General features: G+C 58.0%; 21 protein-coding genes and 1 tRNA gene. 20 read left to right on the forward strand and 2 right to left on the reverse strand.

The features are described 5' to 3' along the window. The first annotated feature begins 160 nt into the window (after window positions 1–160). Window positions 161–598, forward strand: a complete 438-nt coding sequence (locus ACIGEK_RS08930) for a LexA family protein (protein ID WP_397492936.1) — start codon at window positions 161–163, stop codon at window positions 596–598. Then, entirely contained in the window at window positions 591–1,865 is a 1,275-nt protein-coding gene (gene umuC, locus ACIGEK_RS08935; protein WP_397492937.1) for a translesion error-prone DNA polymerase V subunit UmuC, read from the forward strand. Before ACIGEK_RS08930 ends, umuC begins: the two co-directional genes overlap by 8 nt. Before the next feature lie 175 nt (window positions 1,866–2,040). Here umuC and ACIGEK_RS08940 read toward each other — a convergent pair. Continuing rightward, window positions 2,041–2,125: transfer RNA gene (locus ACIGEK_RS08940), tRNA-Leu, on the reverse strand. Between the two features lie 113 nt (window positions 2,126–2,238). Here ACIGEK_RS08940 and queA point away from each other — a divergent pair. The 6 genes from queA (at window position 2,239) to ACIGEK_RS08970 (ending at window position 8,292) form a co-directional block, all read left to right on the forward strand. Next, complete coding sequence (queA, locus tag ACIGEK_RS08945) at window positions 2,239–3,288, forward strand: tRNA preQ1(34) S-adenosylmethionine ribosyltransferase-isomerase QueA (protein ID WP_397492938.1); 1,050 nt, start codon at window positions 2,239–2,241, stop codon at window positions 3,286–3,288. A 14-nt stretch (window positions 3,289–3,302) separates the two neighbouring features. Next, complete coding sequence (gene tgt, locus ACIGEK_RS08950) at window positions 3,303–4,418, forward strand: tRNA guanosine(34) transglycosylase Tgt (protein ID WP_339523821.1); 1,116 nt, start codon at window positions 3,303–3,305, stop codon at window positions 4,416–4,418. Between the two features lie 39 nt (window positions 4,419–4,457). Continuing rightward, window positions 4,458–4,793 (forward strand): preprotein translocase subunit YajC, encoded by a 336-nt coding sequence (gene yajC, locus ACIGEK_RS08955; protein WP_304864676.1) that lies wholly within the window; start codon window positions 4,458–4,460, stop codon window positions 4,791–4,793. A 62-nt stretch (window positions 4,794–4,855) separates the two neighbouring features. Further along, entirely contained in the window at window positions 4,856–6,724 is a 1,869-nt protein-coding gene (gene secD / locus ACIGEK_RS08960; protein ID WP_397492939.1) for a protein translocase subunit SecD, read from the forward strand. A gap of 9 nt (window positions 6,725–6,733) precedes the next feature. Then, the gene (gene secF, locus ACIGEK_RS08965; RefSeq protein WP_397492940.1) at window positions 6,734–7,639 is read left to right on the forward strand and encodes a protein translocase subunit SecF; all 906 of its coding nucleotides are present in this window, start codon (window positions 6,734–6,736) and stop codon (window positions 7,637–7,639) included. A gap of 125 nt (window positions 7,640–7,764) precedes the next feature. Further along, window positions 7,765–8,292: a glycine zipper 2TM domain-containing protein gene (locus ACIGEK_RS08970; RefSeq protein WP_397492941.1), complete on the forward strand. Its 528-nt coding sequence runs from the start codon at window positions 7,765–7,767 to the stop codon at window positions 8,290–8,292. 52 nt (window positions 8,293–8,344) lie between these two features. Here ACIGEK_RS08970 and suhB read toward each other — a convergent pair whose 3' ends face one another. Next, entirely contained in the window at window positions 8,345–9,160 is an 816-nt protein-coding gene (suhB, locus tag ACIGEK_RS08975) for an inositol-phosphate phosphatase (RefSeq protein ID WP_397492942.1), read from the reverse strand. 144 nt (window positions 9,161–9,304) lie between these two features. Between suhB and trmJ the strand changes: the two genes are divergently transcribed. The 12 genes from trmJ to rlmN all read left to right on the forward strand — a co-directional run bounded on the left by trmJ (window position 9,305) and on the right by rlmN (window position 18,209). Then, window positions 9,305–10,075 (forward strand): tRNA (cytosine(32)/uridine(32)-2'-O)-methyltransferase TrmJ, encoded by a 771-nt coding sequence (gene trmJ, locus ACIGEK_RS08980; protein WP_397492943.1) that lies wholly within the window; start codon window positions 9,305–9,307, stop codon window positions 10,073–10,075. Further along, window positions 10,068–10,844, forward strand: a complete 777-nt coding sequence (gene cysE / locus ACIGEK_RS08985) for a serine O-acetyltransferase (RefSeq protein ID WP_397492944.1) — start codon at window positions 10,068–10,070, stop codon at window positions 10,842–10,844. The genes trmJ and cysE overlap by 8 nt, the downstream gene beginning before the upstream one ends. 139 nt (window positions 10,845–10,983) lie before the next feature. Beyond that, window positions 10,984–11,475, forward strand: coding sequence for a Fe-S cluster assembly transcriptional regulator IscR (gene iscR / locus ACIGEK_RS08990; RefSeq protein ID WP_397492945.1), 492 nt, complete (start codon window positions 10,984–10,986; stop codon window positions 11,473–11,475). Between the two features lie 48 nt (window positions 11,476–11,523). Beyond that, window positions 11,524–12,738 carry an IscS subfamily cysteine desulfurase gene (locus tag ACIGEK_RS08995; protein WP_397492946.1) on the forward strand — a complete coding sequence of 405 codons (1,215 nt, stop codon included), beginning with the start codon at window positions 11,524–11,526 and terminating at the stop codon, window positions 12,736–12,738. A 47-nt stretch (window positions 12,739–12,785) separates the two neighbouring features. After that, a complete protein-coding gene (iscU, locus tag ACIGEK_RS09000; protein WP_192325593.1) occupies window positions 12,786–13,172 on the forward strand; it encodes a Fe-S cluster assembly scaffold IscU in 387 nt (128 codons plus the stop codon). 12 nt (window positions 13,173–13,184) lie between these two features. Further along, a complete protein-coding gene (iscA, locus tag ACIGEK_RS09005) occupies window positions 13,185–13,508 on the forward strand; it encodes an iron-sulfur cluster assembly protein IscA (RefSeq protein ID WP_397492947.1) in 324 nt (107 codons plus the stop codon). A gap of 7 nt (window positions 13,509–13,515) precedes the next feature. After that, a complete protein-coding gene (gene hscB / locus ACIGEK_RS09010; protein WP_397492948.1) occupies window positions 13,516–14,037 on the forward strand; it encodes a co-chaperone HscB in 522 nt (173 codons plus the stop codon). 48 nt (window positions 14,038–14,085) lie between these two features. After that, the gene (gene hscA, locus ACIGEK_RS09015; protein WP_397492949.1) at window positions 14,086–15,951 is read left to right on the forward strand and encodes a Fe-S protein assembly chaperone HscA; all 1,866 of its coding nucleotides are present in this window, start codon (window positions 14,086–14,088) and stop codon (window positions 15,949–15,951) included. Between the two features lie 2 nt (window positions 15,952–15,953). Further along, window positions 15,954–16,295 carry an ISC system 2Fe-2S type ferredoxin gene (gene fdx, locus ACIGEK_RS09020; RefSeq protein WP_397492950.1) on the forward strand — a complete coding sequence of 114 codons (342 nt, stop codon included), beginning with the start codon at window positions 15,954–15,956 and terminating at the stop codon, window positions 16,293–16,295. A 14-nt stretch (window positions 16,296–16,309) separates the two neighbouring features. Continuing rightward, a complete protein-coding gene (gene iscX / locus ACIGEK_RS09025) occupies window positions 16,310–16,510 on the forward strand; it encodes a Fe-S cluster assembly protein IscX (RefSeq protein WP_397492951.1) in 201 nt (66 codons plus the stop codon). Window positions 16,511–16,604: 94 nt separating this feature from the next. Continuing rightward, entirely contained in the window at window positions 16,605–17,036 is a 432-nt protein-coding gene (gene ndk, locus ACIGEK_RS09030) for a nucleoside-diphosphate kinase (RefSeq protein ID WP_275961023.1), read from the forward strand. Between the two features lie 24 nt (window positions 17,037–17,060). Further along, the gene (rlmN, locus tag ACIGEK_RS09035; RefSeq protein WP_397492952.1) at window positions 17,061–18,209 is read left to right on the forward strand and encodes a 23S rRNA (adenine(2503)-C(2))-methyltransferase RlmN; all 1,149 of its coding nucleotides are present in this window, start codon (window positions 17,061–17,063) and stop codon (window positions 18,207–18,209) included.

Consider the following 18,209-nt stretch of genomic DNA (forward strand, 5'->3'; position numbering starts at 1 on the left):
CTGGACTGCAGGTGTTTTACGCGCCCCATAGATGCATGATAGTGCGAGCTTTGCACCAGTGCAGCAGATTGGCTTATGAGGTGGTTTAGCGGATAGCCGGTGCTTCACACGCCTATAAGATAACTGTATAAAAAAACAGTATTTGAAGGAGTGTCCGTCAATGGCCACCGCAGTATTCTTTGCCCCCTTGGGCAGCTCGGCTATCGATCTGCCCTTTTTTTCCTTCCGCATTCCTGCTGGCTTCCCAAGCCCGGCGCAGGATCATCTCGAGCAGAAGCTTTCCCTGGATGAGCTGTTGGATATCGACGCGCCGCACACCTACTTGGTACGAGTGATCGGTGACAGCATGACCGGCGTGGGTATCTTTGAGGATGACATTCTCATCGTCAGTAAGGCCCTGCCGGTTCAGCATGGCGATATTGTGGTGGCTGAGCTGAATGGGGAAACCTTCGTCAAGCGTCTCTCGCGGCAGGGCCAGCAGTACGTGCTGTGCTCCGAGAACCCCAAGTACTCGCCGCGCTTTGTTATGGAAGGCGATGAGTTACTGATCTGGGGGGTGGTGACAGACAGCCTGCGGCGGCACCGCCATCATGCTTGAGCCAACTATTGCGTTGATCGACTGCAACAGCTTCTACGCCAGCTGTGAGCGAGTATTTAGGCCGGATCTGCGGCGCACGCCCATTGTTGTGCTTAGCAACAACGACGGCTGTGTGATCGCCCGCTCGGCAGATGCCAAGCCTTTCGTAAAAATGGGGGCGCCCTGGTTTGAGATCAAGAATGATGTGCGCCGTAGGGGGATTGTGCCGTTCTCCAGCAATTACGCGTTGTATGGCGACATCAGCGAGCGCGTGATGACCGTGATTGAAAGTCTGGTGCCTGTGCTGGAGGTGTACAGCATCGATGAGGCCTTTGCCGACCTGGCAGGCATTCCAGGCTCAATGGAAGCAATCGGCCGAGAAATCCGTGCTCAGGTGTTGCAGTGCACCGGCATACCCACTGGGGTGGGTATTGCAAGCACCAAGACGCTAGCCAAGCTGGCGAACCACGCTGCGAAGAAGTGGCAGCGGCAGACAGGTGGCGTGGTGGATATCCGTGACCCTGAGCGGCGCGACAAACTGCTTAAGGTGGTGCCGGTCGAGGAAGTCTGGGGCATTGGTCGGCGCATGGCGGCGCACCTACAGGGTATGAAAATCAAAACTGCCTGGGATTTATCGCAGGCCGCCCCCTGGATTCTGCGCAAACAGTTCAGTGTGGTGATTGAAAAGACTGCCCGTGAGTTGTGCGGAACGCCGTGCCTGACCTTGGAGGAGGCTGCGCCACCAAAGCAGGAAATCTGCTGCAGTCGTGCCTTTGGTAAACGGTTGCGCCATATAGAGCCAATCCGTGAGGCGGTGGCCATCTATGCGGCCAGGGCCTGTGAAAAGCTGCGGGCGCAGCAGTCTCTGGCTAAGCAGGTGCGCGTCAGTATCCGTACCGGCATGTTCAACCCGGATGAGGTTAAGTACGCCAAGGGCATCAACTGCGAACTGCCGTACCCGACCGACGACACCCGCCTGGTCATCCGCGCCGCCTTGGCTGGGCTTGATCATCTGTTCAGGGAGGGCTTCGCTTACGCCAAGGCCGAGATTCTGCTGCTCGATCTTCACCAGCGCGGCGAGTTCACTGACGATATGTTTGCCCAAGTGCAGCCCATGGCGGCTGAACAGGTGATGGGTGTGCTCGATGAGATCAACGCTAAGTGGGGGCGCGGCACGTTGCGTCCGGGCAGAGTGCCGGTAGCGCCGGGCTGGGGAATGAAACGCGAGATGATGAGCCCGAGCTATACCACCAGGTGGGATCAGCTGTGGACGGTAAGAGCGGTTTAGGTTTGATAGGTGCCAGATAAATAAGATCCGATGCTGTGGAAGCTATCCACGGTGCCGGGCCTTTTGTTGTGACTGCGATTCGCAGTCGCGGCTATGCGGTCTTTAAAGGAGTTACGCCAAGATTACTCCAGGCATAAAGAAAGGCCTTGAGTCTCAAGGCCTTTCTTCGAGTTTGTGGTGCCCCGGGGGAGACTCGAACTCCCACTTCTTTCGAAAACGGATTTTGAATCCGCCGCGTCTACCGGTTCCGCCACCGGGGCACAATGGCGGCGCAGTATAGGGATGGTATTGGGGTTGGTCAATGCACTTGCGTGGTCAGAATGCACGATTTCCGGTAAGCTTTGCCGCCCTGCTAGACGACCTCCTTCCTACCATGCGTGTTGCCGACTTCAATTTCGAGCTGCCAGACGCTCTGATTGCCCGCCATCCCCTTGCCGAACGCCGTGCCAGCCGTTTGCTGGTGCTCGACGGGCCGACGGGTGCGCTGGCGCATAAACAATTCAGTGATCTGCTGGATTACCTGCGTCCTGGCGATCTGATGGTGTTTAACAACACTCGTGTGATTCCGGCGCGGTTGTTCGGCCAGAAGGCTTCGGGCGGTAAGCTGGAGATTCTGGTTGAACGGGTTCTAGACAGTCATCGCGTGCTGGCCCATGTGCGTTCGAGCAAGTCGCCGAAGCCGGGATCGACCATCCTGATCGACGGTGGTGGCGAGGCCGAGATGGTTGCCCGTCACGATGCCTTGTTCGAGCTGCGCTTTGGCGAAGAAGTGCTACCGCTGCTGGAGCGGGTCGGGCATATGCCGTTGCCGCCATATATCGATCGGCCGGATGAGCAGGCTGATCGTGAGCGTTACCAGACTGTCTACGCGGATCGTGCCGGTGCTGTCGCAGCGCCCACTGCGGGGCTGCATTTTGACCAGCAGTTGCTCGCGGCGATTGCCGAGAAGGGCGTTGAGCGCGCATTCGTCACCTTGCATGTCGGTGCTGGCACCTTTCAGCCGGTTCGCGTTGAGCGCATCGAAGATCACCATATGCACAGCGAGTGGCTGGAGGTCGGTCAGGATGTGGTCGATGCTGTGGCGGCCTGCCGTGCGCGTGGCGGTCGGGTGATTGCGGTTGGCACCACCAGTGTGCGTTCGCTGGAAAGCGCTGCACGTGATGGCGTGCTCAAGGCCTTCAGCGGTGACACCGATATCTTTATCTACCCAGGCCGGCCGCTACATGTGGTCGATGCACTGGTGACCAACTTCCATTTGCCGGAGTCGACCTTGCTGATGCTGGTGTCGGCGTTTGCCGGTTACCCGGAAACCATGGCGGCCTACCAGGCGGCGATTTCCGGTGAATATCGTTTTTTCAGTTACGGTGATGCCATGTTTATCACCCGCAACCCCGCACCGCGCGGGCCAGAGGAACAGCTATGACGCGCACCTGCCGCATGTCTTTCGAATTGTTGGCGACCGAGGGCAAGGCGCGCCGTGGCCGGCTGACTTTCCCTCGTGGCGTGGTGGAAACTCCGGCGTTTATGCCGGTGGGCACCTATGGCACGGTCAAGGGCATGCTGCCGCGTGATATCGAGGCGATTGGCGCGCAGATCATCCTCGGCAATACCTTCCACCTGTGGCTGCGTCCCGGCACTGAAGTGATCAAGAAGCACGGCGACCTGCATGATTTTATGCAGTGGCAAGGGCCGATCCTCACCGACTCCGGCGGCTTCCAGGTGTTCAGCCTCGGCGCCATGCGCAAGATCAAGGAGGAGGGCGTGTACTTCGCCTCGCCGGTCGATGGCGCCAAGGTGTTTATGGGGCCGGAAGAGTCGATGCAGGTACAGCGCGATCTGGGCTCTGACATTGTGATGATTTTCGACGAATGCACGCCGTACCCGGCCGAGTTCGATGTGGCCAAGCGCTCGATGGAGTTGTCGCTGCGCTGGGCCAAGCGCTCTAAAGAGGCCCACGGCGAAAGCACGGCGGCGCTGTTTGGCATCGTTCAGGGCGGCATGCATGAGGAATTGCGCAAGGTGTCGCTGGATGGCCTGGAACAGATCGGTTTTGACGGTTATGCCATTGGCGGTCTGTCAGTCGGCGAGCCGAAAGACGAGATGATCAAGGTTCTGGATTACCTGCCTGCGCAACTGCCGGCCGACAAGCCGCGTTACCTGATGGGCGTCGGTAAGCCGGAGGATCTGGTTGAGGGCGTGCGCCGTGGCGTGGATATGTTCGATTGCGTGATGCCGACCCGTAACGCGCGCAACGGTCACCTGTTTGTCGATACTGGCGTGCTGAAAATCCGCAATGCCTTCCACAAACAGGATAATTCGCCGCTGGACCCGACCTGCGATTGTTACACCTGTAAACATTTCTCCCGCGCCTATCTGCACCATCTGGATAAATGCGGCGAAATGCTCGGTAGCATGCTCAATACAATCCACAACTTACGGCATTATCAGGTGCTTATGGCTGGTTTGCGCGAGGCTATTCAACAGGGTACATTGGCCGCCTTTGTCGATGCCTTCTATGCCAAGCGCGGGCTGCCAACGCCGCCTCTGGATTGATTCCCAACCTTTTAAAGACCCTTGCAACAGGAGTGTTACATGAGCTTTTTTATCCCCGCTGCTTTCGCTGAAGGCGCCGCACCGGCTGCCGGTCCTGCTGGTAGTGGCTTTGAATGGGTATTTCTGGTCGGCTTTCTGGTCATCTTCTATCTGATGATCTGGCGACCACAGGCCAAACGTGCAAAAGAGCACAAGGGTCTGATCGGTGGCCTGCAGAAAGGTGATGAAGTGGTAACCAGCGGCGGTATCGCTGGCAAGGTGACTAAAGTTTCCGATGACTTCGTGGTGATCGAAGTGTCCGACACCGTTGAGCTGAAGATTCAGAAAGTGGCGATTGCCGCCTCGCTGCCTAAGGGCACGCTGAAAGCGATCTAAGCAACACACCTTTACCATTCGACGGGGCGCTTAATGCGCCCCGCGTCATAACGGGCGGCGTCATGCTCAACAAATTTCCCCTCTGGAAGTACCTGCTGATTCTGGCTGTGCTGGCAATCGGTTTCCTTTATTCCGCGCCCAATCTGTACCCGGATGATCCGGCGATCCAGATCAGTGGCAACAGCTCCGCCATGCGCGTTGAGCAGGCTGATCTGGACCGCGCAAGCCGCGCCCTGGAAGCCGCTGGTATTAGCGTAAAAGCCGTCAGTCTGGCCAATCAGGGCCGTGCCGGTTTGCTGCGTTTGAACAGCGCTGAAGACCAGCTGCCAGCCAAAGAGCTGGTACGCAAGGCCTTGAGCGATGAGTTCGTAGTAGCCCTTAACCTGGCGCAAACCACGCCAGACTGGCTGCGCAACCTGGGCGGTAGCCCGATGAAGCTTGGTCTGGACTTGTCCGGTGGTGTGCACTTCCTGATGGAAGTGGACATGGATAAAGCTCTGGATGCGCGCCGTAAGGTTTACGAAGGCGAGGTCAAGAGCCTGCTGCGTAAAGAGCGCGTGCGTTATCGCAGCCTGCCTGAGCTCAATGGTGCTATCCAGCTGGGCTTTGTCGATGAAGCCGCGTTGGAAAAAGCCCAACAGCTGATTCGCAAAGACTTCAATGATTTCGATATGACTACCGTGCAGCGCAGTGAGCTGCAGGTGCTGCGCCTAAGCCTGAGCCAGGCCAAGCTGGTCGAGATTCGCGAATACTCGATCAAGCAGAACCTGACCACTGTGCGTAACCGGGTCAATGAACTGGGAGTGGCCGAGCCGCTGGTGCAGCGCCAGGGCGCCAACCGCATCGTGGTTGAACTGCCGGGCGTGCAGGACACTGCCGAGGCCAAGCGTATTCTCGGCAAGACTGCCAACCTGGAATTCCGACTGGCTGCCGAGCCGGACGCTGCCAAGGCTGCGACTGAAAGTTTCGAGTTCCGTCAGGAGGGTCGTCCGCCAGCCCAGCTGGAGCGGGATCTGATCATCACCGGTGATCAGGTCACCGATGCCCAGGCCAGCTTCGATGAGAACGGCAGCCCGCAGGTGAACATCCGTCTGGATGGCCGCGGTGGTGACCTGATGAACCGCGCCACCCGCAACAATGTCGGGCGCAGCATGGCAGTGATCTTTATCGAGCAGAAGCCGGTAACCCGCTACGTACGCCAGGTGGTTGATGGCGTCGAGAAGGAGGTCGAGCTGCAGACCTTCGTCGAAGAGAAGAAAATCATCAGCCTAGCCACCATTCAGTCGCCGTTGGGTAGCCAGTTCCGCATCACTGGCCTGGATGGTCAGGGTGAGTCGTCCGAACTGGCCCTGTTGCTGCGTGCCGGTGGTCTGGCGGCGCCGATGTACTTTGCGGAAGAGCGCACCATTGGCCCGAGCCTGGGTGCTGACAACATTACCAAGGGTGTCAATGCGTCGCTGTGGGCAATGTTGTTTGTTTCGCTATTTATCATTGCCATCTACCGCGCCTTTGGTGTGTTGGCGACCATTGCGCTTGGCTTGAACATGGTGCTGCTGCTGGCGCTGATGTCGCTGCTCAGTGCCACTCTGACCCTGCCAGGCATTGCCGGTATCGTGCTGACAATGGGTATGGCGGTGGATGCCAACGTGCTGATCTTCTCGCGTATTCGCGAAGAGATCGCCAATGGCATGTCGATTCAGCGCGCTATCCATGAAGGCTTTGATCGGGCGTACTCGGCAATTGTCGATGCCAACCTGACCACCCTGTTGGTCGGCGGCATCCTGTTCGCCATGGGTACTGGGCCGGTCAAAGGGTTTGCCGTGACGCTGTCGCTGGGCATCATCACGTCGATGTTTACCGCGATTCTGGTGACGCGTTGCATGGTCAACCTGACATGCGGTGGGCGTGACTTTAAGAAGTTGTGGATTTAAGGGGCTGTGATGAATCGTACGATCAACTTCATGGGGGTTCGCAATATTGCGTTCGCCCTCACCGTGGTGCTGACGCTGCTGTCGCTGGCAAGTCTGTTTACCAAAGGTCTGAACCTGGGGTTGGACTTTACCGGTGGTACGCAAATCGAGCTGAGCTACGAGCAGCCGGCGGACCTCGGTAATATCCGGGCGCAGCTGGCCGGTGCCGGTTATGCCGACGCCGTGGTGCAGAGCTTTGGTGCTACCACCGATGTGGTGGTGCGCATGCAGGGCAATGACCCTGACTTGGGCAATAAAGTCGCCACAGCGCTGCGTCAGGCTGGTGAGCAGCTTGAGGTGAAAAAGGTCGAGTTCGTCGGCCCGCAGGTGGGTGAGGAGCTGCGCGATCAGGGTGGCCTTGGTCTGCTGCTGGCGCTTGGCGGGGTGATGCTCTACCTGGCCTTCCGCTTCCAGTGGAAGTTCGGTGCGGGGGCAATTGTCTCGCTGATCCACGACGTGATTGTCACGCTCGGTGTTCTGTCGTTCTTCCAGATTACCTTCGATCTGACTGTGTTGGCGGCATTGCTGGCGATCATCGGCTACTCGCTGAACGACACCATCGTGGTCTTCGACCGGGTGCGTGAGAACTTCCGTGTGCTGCGCAAGGCGACGTTGATCGAGAACATCAACATCTCCACTACGCAGACCCTGCTGCGTACGCTGGCGACGTCCATTTCGACGCTGATGGCGATTGCCGCATTGCTGCTGTTTGCGGGTGACAACCTGTTCGCCTTCTCGGTGGCGCTGTTTATTGGCGTGGCGGCGGGTACTTACTCGTCGGTCTATATCGCTAACGTGGTGCTGGTGTGGCTCGATCTGACCGTCGATGACCTGATTCCGCCGGTGGTTGAAGAAGAGGTCGATGAGCGCCCCTGATTCTGTGCGGCTTATCGCAAATGTTTGAATGAACCGGGCTGGTGTTGAACTTGCCCGGTTTTTTTATGCTCAAAGACTCTGAATGAGGCGCTTAAGTGCCGGATGGCAGGTTGTGGGAGGCATATATGAATAAGTCATTGTTGGTGGGTGCTGTGTTGGGCGCGGTAGGGGTTACGGCCGGTGGGGCTGTGGCCACTTACAATATTGTCAGTGCGCCGAAATACGCTGAAGTACTGGCGGTAAAGCCGGTTAATCAGACGATCAAAACCCCGCGTGAGGTGTGTAAGGATGTAGCTGTCACGCGTCAGGCCCCGGTAAAAGATCAGCACAAGATTGCAGGTACGGCCATTGGTGCTGTGGTTGGCGGTTTGCTGGGTAACCAGGTCGGTGGCGGCAACGGTAAGAAGCTGGCTACGGTCGCAGGTGCAGTGGGTGGTGGTTATGCCGGCAACCAAGTGCAGGGCAGTATGCAGGCTAACGACACCGTTACTACGACTGAGACGCGATGCAGTACGGTGATGGACACCAGCGAAAAGCTGGTGGGTTATGACGTTAAATATGAGCTGGATGGCAAGGTAAGCCAGGTGCGTATGGCCAAAGATCCGGGTCGGCAAATTCCGGTTCGTGATGGTCAGTTAGTGCTAGTTGACTAATTATTGCGGCAACAAAAAAAGCGCCCGAGGGCGCTTTTTTGTTGCCGTGCTGTTAGCGCTTCAGTGAGGCTGACAGGTGTGGCTGGATAGCGGTCAGGACTGCCTTGAAGCACTTGGTGTTGCCGGCAACGATCTGGCCTTTTTCCAGGAAGTCGTGGCCGCCGCTGAAGTCACTGACCAAGCCGCCTGCTTCCTGAATCAGCAGTGCGCCGGCAGCCATGTCCCAGTCGGACAGGCCGAACTCCCAGAATGCATCGAAACGGCCTGCGGCTACGTAGGCCAGATCCAAGCTGGCTGCGCCCGCGCGGCGGATGCCGGCGGTTTGGCCGACCAGGCTGCGGAACATACCGATGTAGTTTTCCAGGTTTTCCATCTGGCTGTCGCGGAACGGGAAGCCGGTGCCGAGCAGTGCGCCTTCCAGGCTCTTGCGATTGCCGACGCGCAGGCGGCGGCCGTTGAGGGCAGCGCCACGGCCGCGGCTGGCAGTGAATTCTTCCTGGCGCACCGGGTCGATGATCACGGCGTGCTCAAGGCGGCCGCGGTATTTGCAGGCAATGCTGACGGCGTAATGCGGAATGCCGCGGATGAAGTTGGTGGTGCCGTCCAGCGGATCGATGATCCACAGGTAATCGGCGCCGTCGCCGCTGCCTTCGCTCAGGCCGCTTTCCTCGCCGAGGATGCCGTGGTTCGGGAAAGCTTTGCGCAGGGCCTGAATGATCAGCTGCTCGGCAGAGCGATCAATTTCAGTCACATAGTCCTTGGCTTCTTTCTCGTCGACCGAGATGACGTCCAAGCGTTCGGTCGAGCGGAAGATCATTTCGCCGGCGCTACGGGCTGCGCGCAGCGCGATATTCAGCATGGGCTGCATGGATGTTCACCTGGGTCGTTAAAGAAAGCCGGCCATTCTAGCAGAAAAGCCCAGCGGTTGAAGTGCAACCTGCGCCTTGCGTGGCGTAAGGCGGGTGGCTTCTGTAAGATTTGCTCCTCTAAGCCTTGTCTGTGAGCGTTTGCGTTGCTGGAAAATATTCGCGTTGTGTTGGTCGGCACCAGTCATCCGGGCAATATCGGTGGCGCGGCGCGGGCCATGAAAAACATGGGGTTGTCGCAGCTGGTGCTGGTTGAACCGCGTGATTTCCCGAGTGAGGAGGCGGTGGCCAGGGCTTCGGGCGCTACAGATGTTCTCGATGCAGCGCAGGTGGTAGCCACGCTTGAAGAGGCGTTGGTTGGCTGTCGTCTGGTGCTGGGCACCAGTGCGCGTGACCGGCATATCCCTTGGCCGATGCTAGAGCCGCGCGAATGTGGCGTGGCGGCGTGTGAGCAGGCGCAGCAGGGCGCGCAGGTCGCCTTGGTCTTTGGTCGTGAATATGCTGGTTTGACTAATGAGGAGCTGCAGCGTTGCCACTATCATGTGCACATTCCCTCTGATCCGGCGTTCAGCTCATTGAACCTGGCGGCTGCAGTGCAGGTGCTGGCCTACGAAGTGCGTATGGCCTGGCTGGCGACTGAAGGGCAGCCGGTCAAGCAGGCGGCGGTCGTTGAGCCGGATGAAGAGCCGGTTGCGGCGGATGAGCTGGAGTCGTTTTATCGTCATCTGGAGCAGGCGCTGGTTGAGATCAGATTTCTTGACCCGGCCAAGCCGCGACATTTGATGAGTCGCCTGCGCCGCTTGTACGGCCGCAGTGCAGTAAGCAAGCTGGAAATGAATATCTTGCGCGGTATCTTGACGGAAACCATCAAGGCGGCGCGTGGCGAGCACCCTGGGCAGGAGAAGGCAGATGTTTGAGCGCATGCAAGAGGATATCCAAAGTGTATTTCATCGCGATCCAGCGGCGCGTAATGCCTTTGAGGTGGTCACTTGCTATCCGGGGTTGCATGCAGTCTGGCTGCATCGCGTGGCGCATGCGCTGTGGGGTAGTGGTTGGAAGTGGTTGGCGCGCGTGGTGTCGAACTTCGGGCGCTGGATGACCGGCATCGAGATCCATCCGGGTGCAAAGATCGGTCGGCGCTTCTTTATCGATCACGGCATGGGCATCGTCATTGGTGAAACTGCCGAAATCGGCAATGACGTCACTCTTTATCAGGGCGTAACCCTGGGTGGCACCAGCTGGAATAAGGGTAAGCGCCATCCGACGCTGGGGGATGGTGTGGTGGTCGGTGCTGGAGCCAAAGTGCTGGGGCCGTTCACTGTTGGCGCGGGGGCCAAGATTGGCTCCAATGCTGTGGTGACCAAGGAGGTGCCTGCAGGTGCTACGGCGGTCGGTATTCCGGGGCGGATTATCGTCAAAACTGACGATGAGCAGGAGGCCAAGCGTCAGGCAATTGCCGAGAAACTCGGTTTTGATGCCTACGGCGTGAGTCAGGACATGCCAGACCCGGTGGCGCGAGCCATTGGTCAGCTGCTCGATCACCTGCACGCGGTGGATGGGCGGTTGGAAGGCATGTGCGGCGCGCTCAAGTCGCTGGGCAGTGACTACTGCGCCAAGGATCTGCCGCAACTGCGTGACGAGGACTTCGCTGGTGTGGTCAAAGATGCAGACAAGCCTGCGGCTTGATGGTGCGAGGGGGCGCACTTTGCTATTATGCGCGCCCTTCATTCTGGCTAATCCCGACTAAAGCGCTAGGTCTTATAGTTGACTTAAATGCTCGGGAATTGCATACTCGCTGCATATTGCGATCACGCGGTAATCCCTTATGCGACTAACCACCAAAGGCCGTTACGCCGTCACCGCCATGCTTGATCTGGCGCTGCACGCTCAGCGTGGGCCGGTGTCTTTGGCTGATATCTCCGAGCGGCAGGGTATTTCCCTTTCCTATCTGGAGCAGCTATTTGCCAAGTTGCGTCGTGGCAATCTGGTCTCCAGTGTGCGCGGCCCAGGCGGTGGTTATCAGCTGTCGCGTGATATGCATGGCATTCAGGTGGCTGAAGTAATTGATGCCGTCAATGAGTCTGTAGATGCCACGCGCTGCCAGGGGCAGGGTGATTGCCATGCGGGTGATACCTGTCTTACCCACCATTTGTGGTGTGACCTCAGTCAGCAGATACACGAATTTTTAAGTGGCATCAGTCTCGCTGACTTGGTGACCCGTCGTGAAGTGCAGGAAGTTGCTCAGCGCCAGGATCAGCGCCGCTGCAATGGCAGGACGCCGTACCTGGATAAGATCGAAACGTCCGCCGTCGATTGAGCGCACAGCGCTGGCTAGCTGGCCTGATACCTGATTAGGAGAGAATTGATGAAGTTGCCGATTTACCTCGATTATTCCGCCACCACGCCGGTTGATCCGCGTGTTGCGCAAAAAATGAGCGAATGCCTGCTGGTCGACGGCAACTTCGGCAATCCGGCGTCGCGCTCCCACGTGTTCGGCTGGAAAGCTGAAGAAGCCGTCGAAAACGCTCGGCGTCAGGTGGCCGAGTTGGTCAATGCCGACCCGCGTGAGATTGTCTGGACCTCCGGTGCTACCGAGTCCAACAACCTGGCGATCAAGGGCATCGCAGATTTCTACAAGAGCAAAGGCAAGCACCTGATAACTTCTAAGATCGAGCACAAAGCTGTGCTCGACACCATGCGCCAGCTTGAGCGCGAAGGCTTTGAAGTCACCTACATCGAGCCTGGTGACGATGGTCTGATTACCCCTGCCATGATTGAGGCGGCGCTGCGCGAGGACACCATTCTGGTGTCGGTCATGCACGTGAACAATGAAATCGGAACCATCAACGACATCGCGGCAATCGGCGAGCTGACCCGCTCGCGCGGCGTGTTCCTGCATGTTGATGCAGCGCAGTCCACCGGTAAAGTGGCGATCGATCTGGAGTCGCTCAAGGTCGATCTGATGTCCTTCTCCGCGCACAAAACTTATGGCCCGAAAGGCGTTGGTGCGCTGTTTGTGCGTCGCAAGCCGCGTGTGCGCCTGGAAGCCCAGACCCATGGTGGTGGTCATGAGCGCGGTATGCGTTCCGGCACCCTGGCGACTCACCAGTGCGTCGGTATGGGTGAAGCGTTCCGTATTGCCAAAGAAGAAATGGCCCAGGAAAACCAGCGCATCCTGGCCCTGCGTGATCGCTTCTTCAAGCAGGTCGATGGCCTGGAAGAGCTGTACATCAATGGCAGCATGACCGCTCGTGTGCCGCACAACCTCAATCTCAGCTTCAACTACGTTGAGGGCGAGTCGCTGATCATGGCGCTCAAGGATCTGGCGGTTTCGTCCGGTTCGGCCTGTACCTCGGCCTCGCTGGAGCCGTCCTACGTATTGCGCGCCCTGGGCCGCAACGACGAGCTGGCGCACAGTTCCATTCGCTTTACCTTCGGCCGCTTCAGCACTGATGAAGAAGTCGATTACGCCGCGCAGAAGGTTTGCGAGGCCGTTACCAAGCTGCGCGAATTGTCGCCGCTGTGGGATATGTACAAAGACGGTGTCGACATCTCCAAGATCGAGTGGGCGGCGCACTAAGTAGTCGCCGAGCAAGAGCGACTCTCTGATGAGGAAGGAATACCAGCATGGCTTACAGTGAAAAGGTCATTGACCATTACGAAAACCCGCGCAACGTCGGCAAGATGGACGCGGAAGACCCAGATGTAGGAACCGGTATGGTCGGTGCTCCTGCTTGCGGTGATGTGATGCGGTTGCAGATCAAGGTCAACGAAGCGGGCGTAATTGAAGACGCCAAGTTTAAGACCTATGGCTGCGGTTCGGCGATTGCCTCCAGTTCCCTCGCTACCGAGTGGATGAAGGGCAAGACCCTGGACGAAGCAGAAACCATCAAAAACACCCAGCTGGCCGAGGAATTGGCTTTGCCGCCGGTGAAAATTCACTGCTCGGTACTCGCCGAAGATGCCATCAAGGCCGCTGTACGCGATTACAAGCAGAAGAAAGGTTTGCTCTAAGGAGGTTTGTCGATGGCTATCAGCATGACCGAAGCTGCCGCTCAGCACGTGCGTCGCTCTCTTGACGGGCGCGGCAAGGGCGAAGGTATTCGCCTGGGTGTGCGCACCACGGGCTGTTCCGGCTTGGCCTATGTGCTGGAGTTTGTCGATGAGGCCGCCAGCGAAGATCAGGTGTTCGAGAACCATGGCGTCAAGGTGATTATTGATCCCAAGAGCTTGGTCTATCTCGATGGCACCGAGCTCGACTTCGTTAAAGAGGGGTTGAACGAAGGCTTCAAGTTCAACAACCCGAACGTGCGCGGCGAATGTGGCTGCGGCGAAAGCTTCAATATCTGAGGCGCGTGTGGGCAGTCCTTGTCACTTTGCTTTATTTGACCTGCAGCCGGGTTTTCGCCTGGATCTTGATCAGCTAGCCGTGCGTTATCGCGAGCTGGCGCGCAATGTTCATCCGGACCGGTTTGCCGATGCTTCCGAGCGTGATCAGCGTCTGGCTCTCGAGCAATCCGCCAGCCTTAACGAAGCTTACAGCACGCTCAAGAGTGCGCCGCAGCGTGCCCGCTATTTGCTGGCCTTAAGCGGCCCCGAACTGCCACTTGAAGTGACGGTGCAGGATCCGGATTTCCTGCTGCAGCAAATGCAGCTGCGCGAAGAACTGGAGGATCTGCATGACAGTGCAGACCTGGCGGGTGTTGCGCAGTTCAAGCAGCGGTTGAAGGTCGCTCAGGATGAGCTCAACGAAAGTTTTGCCGCTTGTTGGGATGATGCCTTGCGACGTGAAGAGGCCGAGCGCCTGATGCGTCGTATGCAGTTTCTCGACAAACTCTCTCACGAGGTCCGCCAGCTGGAAGAGCGCCTCGACGATTAACGCTGGTGCGCCTGTGTGGCGCACCTGATATCTAAGCACTGATTAATCATGGCCCTACTGCAGATCGCTGAGCCCGGACAAAGCCCCCAGCCACACCAGCGCCGACTGGCCGTGGGGATTGATCTGGGTACCACCAATTCGCTGGTCGCCGCTGTGCGTAGCGGCCTTTCCGAGCCGCTGGCCGATGCGGCGGGGCAGGTGATCCTGTCGTCCGCCGTGCGCTATCACGCTGATCGGGTCGAGGTGGGCGACGTCGCCAAGGCGGCCGCTTCGACTGATCCGCTGAATACCGTGCTGTCGGTTAAGCGTCTCATGGGGCGTGGCCTGGCCGACGTCAAGCAGCTTGGCGAGCAGCTGCCATACCGTTTTGTCGGTGGCGAGTCGCATATGCCGTTTATTGAGACTGTGCAGGGGCCGAAAAGCCCCGTCGAAGTCTCGGCGGATATCCTCAAAGTACTTCGTCAGCGCGCTGAGGCGGCCCTCGGTGGTGAGCTGGTCGGTGCGGTGATCACCGTGCCAGCCTATTTTGATGATTCCCAGCGTCAGGCCACCAAGGACGCTGCGCGCCTGGCTGGTTTGAATGTGCTGCGCCTGCTTAACGAGCCGACTGCCGCTGCCGTGGCCTATGGCCTGGATCAGCACGCCGAGGGCGTGGTCGCTATTTATGATCTAGGTGGAGGCACCTTCGATATTTCCGTGCTGCGCCTGACTGGCGGTGTGTTTGAGGTGCTGGCCACTGGCGGCGACAGCGCGCTGGGTGGTGATGACTTCGATCACGCGATTGCCGGCTGGATTGTGCAGCAGGCGGGAATTTCCTCTGATCTCGATCCAACACAGCAGCGCCTGTTGCTGGAGGCTGCCTGCGCCGCCAAAGAAGCGCTGACTGACAGTGCTAGTGCGCTACTCAGTTATGCCGGCTGGTCCGGGCAGTTGACTCGTGAGCAGTTCGACGCGCTGATCGAGCCGATGCTGACACGTAGCCTCAAGGCCTGCCGCCGTGCTGTGCGTGATGCGGGCATTGAGCTGGATGAGGTTGAGGCAGTTGTCATGGTTGGTGGCTCCACCCGCGTACCGCGCGTGCGTCAGGCTGTGGCAGAGCTGTTCGCTCGTGAGCCTTTGACTGATATCGATCCAGATCAGGTGGTGGCCATTGGTGCGGCGATTCAGGCCGATGCCCTGGCGGGCAACAAGCGTGGCGATGGCGAAGAATTGCTGCTGCTGGATGTGATTCCCTTGTCGCTTGGCCTGGAAACCATGGGCGGGCTGATGGAAAAGGTAATTCCGCGCAACACGACGATTCCCGTGGCCCGCGCTCAGGACTTCACCACCTATAAAGATGGCCAGACGGCCATGATGGTGCATGTGCTGCAGGGCGAGCGCGAGCTGATCAGCGATTGCCGGTCGCTGGCGCGTTTTGAATTGCGTGGTATTCCTCCAATGGTTGCCGGTGCGGCGAAGATTCGCGTGACCTTCCAGGTCGACGCCGATGGCCTACTTAGTGTCGCGGCGCGCGAGCTGGCCTCAGGTGTTGAGGCGAGTATTCAGGTCAAGCCGTCCTACGGGCTAACCGATGGCGAAATCGCCCGCATGTTGCAGGACTCCTTCAAGAATGCCGGCGATGACAAAGTTGCCCGCGTGCTGCGTGAGCAACAGGTTGATGCCCAGCGTCTGCTTGAGGCGGTCGAGGCCGCGTTGCTGGTCGATGGCGAGCGCTTGCTAGAGGCCGATGAGCGCCTGGCTATCGATGCGCAGATAGAGCAATTGCGTGACTTGATGGCAGGCAGTGATGGCCTGGCGATTGAGCAGCAAACCAAACGTTTGACCCAGGTGACTGACGCCTTTGCGGCGCGTCGTCTGGATGCCACGGTCAAGGCTGCACTGGCCGGCCGTAGTCTTGATGAGATTGAGGAATAAGCATGCCGCAGATCATTTTTCTGCCCCACGCTGTGTTATGCCCGGATGGTCTGGTGGTCGAGGTTGCGCCGGGCACTTCGGTGCTTGAAGTAGCGCATGAGCATCACATCGAAATCGAAAGTGCTTGCGGCGGTGTCTGCGCATGCACCACCTGCCACTGCATTATTCGTGAAGGCATCGACTCTCTGGCTGAGGCTGATGAGCTGGAAGAGGACATGCTCGATAAGGCTTGGGGGCTTGAGGCGCAGTCGCGTTTGTCCTGCCAGGCAATTGTGGGTGATGAAGATCTGACCGTCGAAATTCCCAAGTACTCGCTCAACCACGCCGCCGAAGCGCCGCACTGATTCAAGGAGTTGTTATGAGTCTGAAGTGGGCTGATGTCCTGGAAATCGCGATTCAGCTGGCTGAGTCCAGGCCTGAGATAGATCCTCGCTACGTAAACTTTGTTGATCTGCACAAGTGGATTCTGGCGTTGCCAGAGTTCAGTGATGATCCGCAGCGCGGCGGTGAGAAGGTACTTGAGGCCGTTCAGGCAGCCTGGATCGAAGAGGCCGATTAATTGGCCCTTTGGCCTGGCCTACGCATTTAACCGGAACCCGCGTATAATTCGCGGGTTTAATTTTTCGCTTTAATCACTGTTTCTGGAGTTTCACATGGCTGTTCAACGCACTTTCTCCATCATCAAACCTGACGCTGTTGCTAAAAACGTTATCGGCGAAATCACTAGCCGTTTCGAAAAAGCCGGCCTGCGCGTCGTTGCTTCGAAGATGGTTCAACTGTCCGAGCGTGAAGCTGCTGGCTTCTACGCTGAGCACAGCGAGCGCGGCTTCTTCAAGGACCTGGTTGCTTTCATGACCTCCGGTCCGGTTATCGTTCAGGTTCTGGAAGGCGAAAATGCTGTTCTGGCTAACCGTGATCTGATGGGCGCAACCAACCCTAAAGAAGCCGCTGCTGGCACCATTCGTGCTGATTTCGCCGTTTCCATCGACGAAAACGCCGTGCACGGTTCCGACTCCGAAGCTTCTGCTGCTCGCGAAATCGCTTACTTCTTCGCTTCCACCGAAGTTTGCGCTCGCATTCGCTAAGCGAATTTGAGTGAGGGTGAAGCCATGATCGCATCGACCGGTAAAACCAATCTGTTGGGTCTGACCCAGGCAGAGATGGAGCAATTCTTCGAACAAATCGGGGAGAAACGTTTCCGCGCCGGTCAGATGATGAAGTGGATTCACCACTTTGGTGTCGATGATTTCGATGCCATGAGTAATGTCAGCAAGGTCTTGCGCGAAAAGCTCAAGGCCTGTGCTGAGATCCGCGGCCCGGAAGTGGTCAGCGAAGATATTTCTACTGATGGCACGCGCAAGTGGGTTGTGCGAGTGGCGTCAGGCAGCTGCGTAGAAACTGTGTATATCCCCCAGGGCGCGCGCGGCACCTTGTGTGTGTCGTCGCAGGCCGGCTGTGCGCTGGATTGCAGTTTCTGCTCGACCGGTAAGCAAGGCTTTAACAGCGACCTCAGCGCCGCTGAGATCATCGGTCAGGTCTGGATTGCCAATAAGTCGTTTGGCACTCAGCCAGCGAAAATTGATCGCGCCGTCACCAACGTGGTGATGATGGGCATGGGTGAACCGCTGCTGAATTTCGACAATGTCGTCGCCGCCATGAAAATCATGATGGACGACCTCGGCTATGGCATCTCCAAGCGCAAGGTGACGTTGTCCACCTCAGGCGTGGTGCCGATGATCGATAAGCTGGCTGAGGTCATCGACGTGTCGCTGGCGTTGTCACTGCATGCACCTAATGATGAGCTGCGCAGCCAGCTGGTACCGATCAATAAGAAGTACCCGCTGGAAATGCTGCTGGCGGCCTGTAAGCGTTATGTCTCGCGTCTTGGCGAGAAGCGCGTACTTACAATCGAATACACCCTGCTTAAGGATGTAAACGATAAGGTTGAACACGCTGAGGAAATGATCGCACTTCTTAAAGATGTGCCTTGCAAGATCAATCTGATTCCGTTTAATCCCTTCCCCCACTCGGGGTACGAGCGACCGAGCAACAACGCTATTCGCCGTTTCCAAGACCTGCTGCACAAAGCCGGGCACAATGTCACCGTACGCACCACGCGAGGCGAGGATATTGATGCAGCCTGTGGCCAGTTGGTCGGCCAGGTTATGGACCGTACCCGCCGTAGTGAGCGCTATATTGCTGTGCGTGAATTGAGTAGCGAGGCCGAAACGCCAAGTTCCGCCGCCAATCGAACCTGA

Origin of the sequence: Pseudomonas sp. NPDC079086, assembly GCF_044542155.1 — a bacterium.
Lineage (GTDB): Bacteria > Pseudomonadota > Gammaproteobacteria > Pseudomonadales > Pseudomonadaceae > Aquipseudomonas.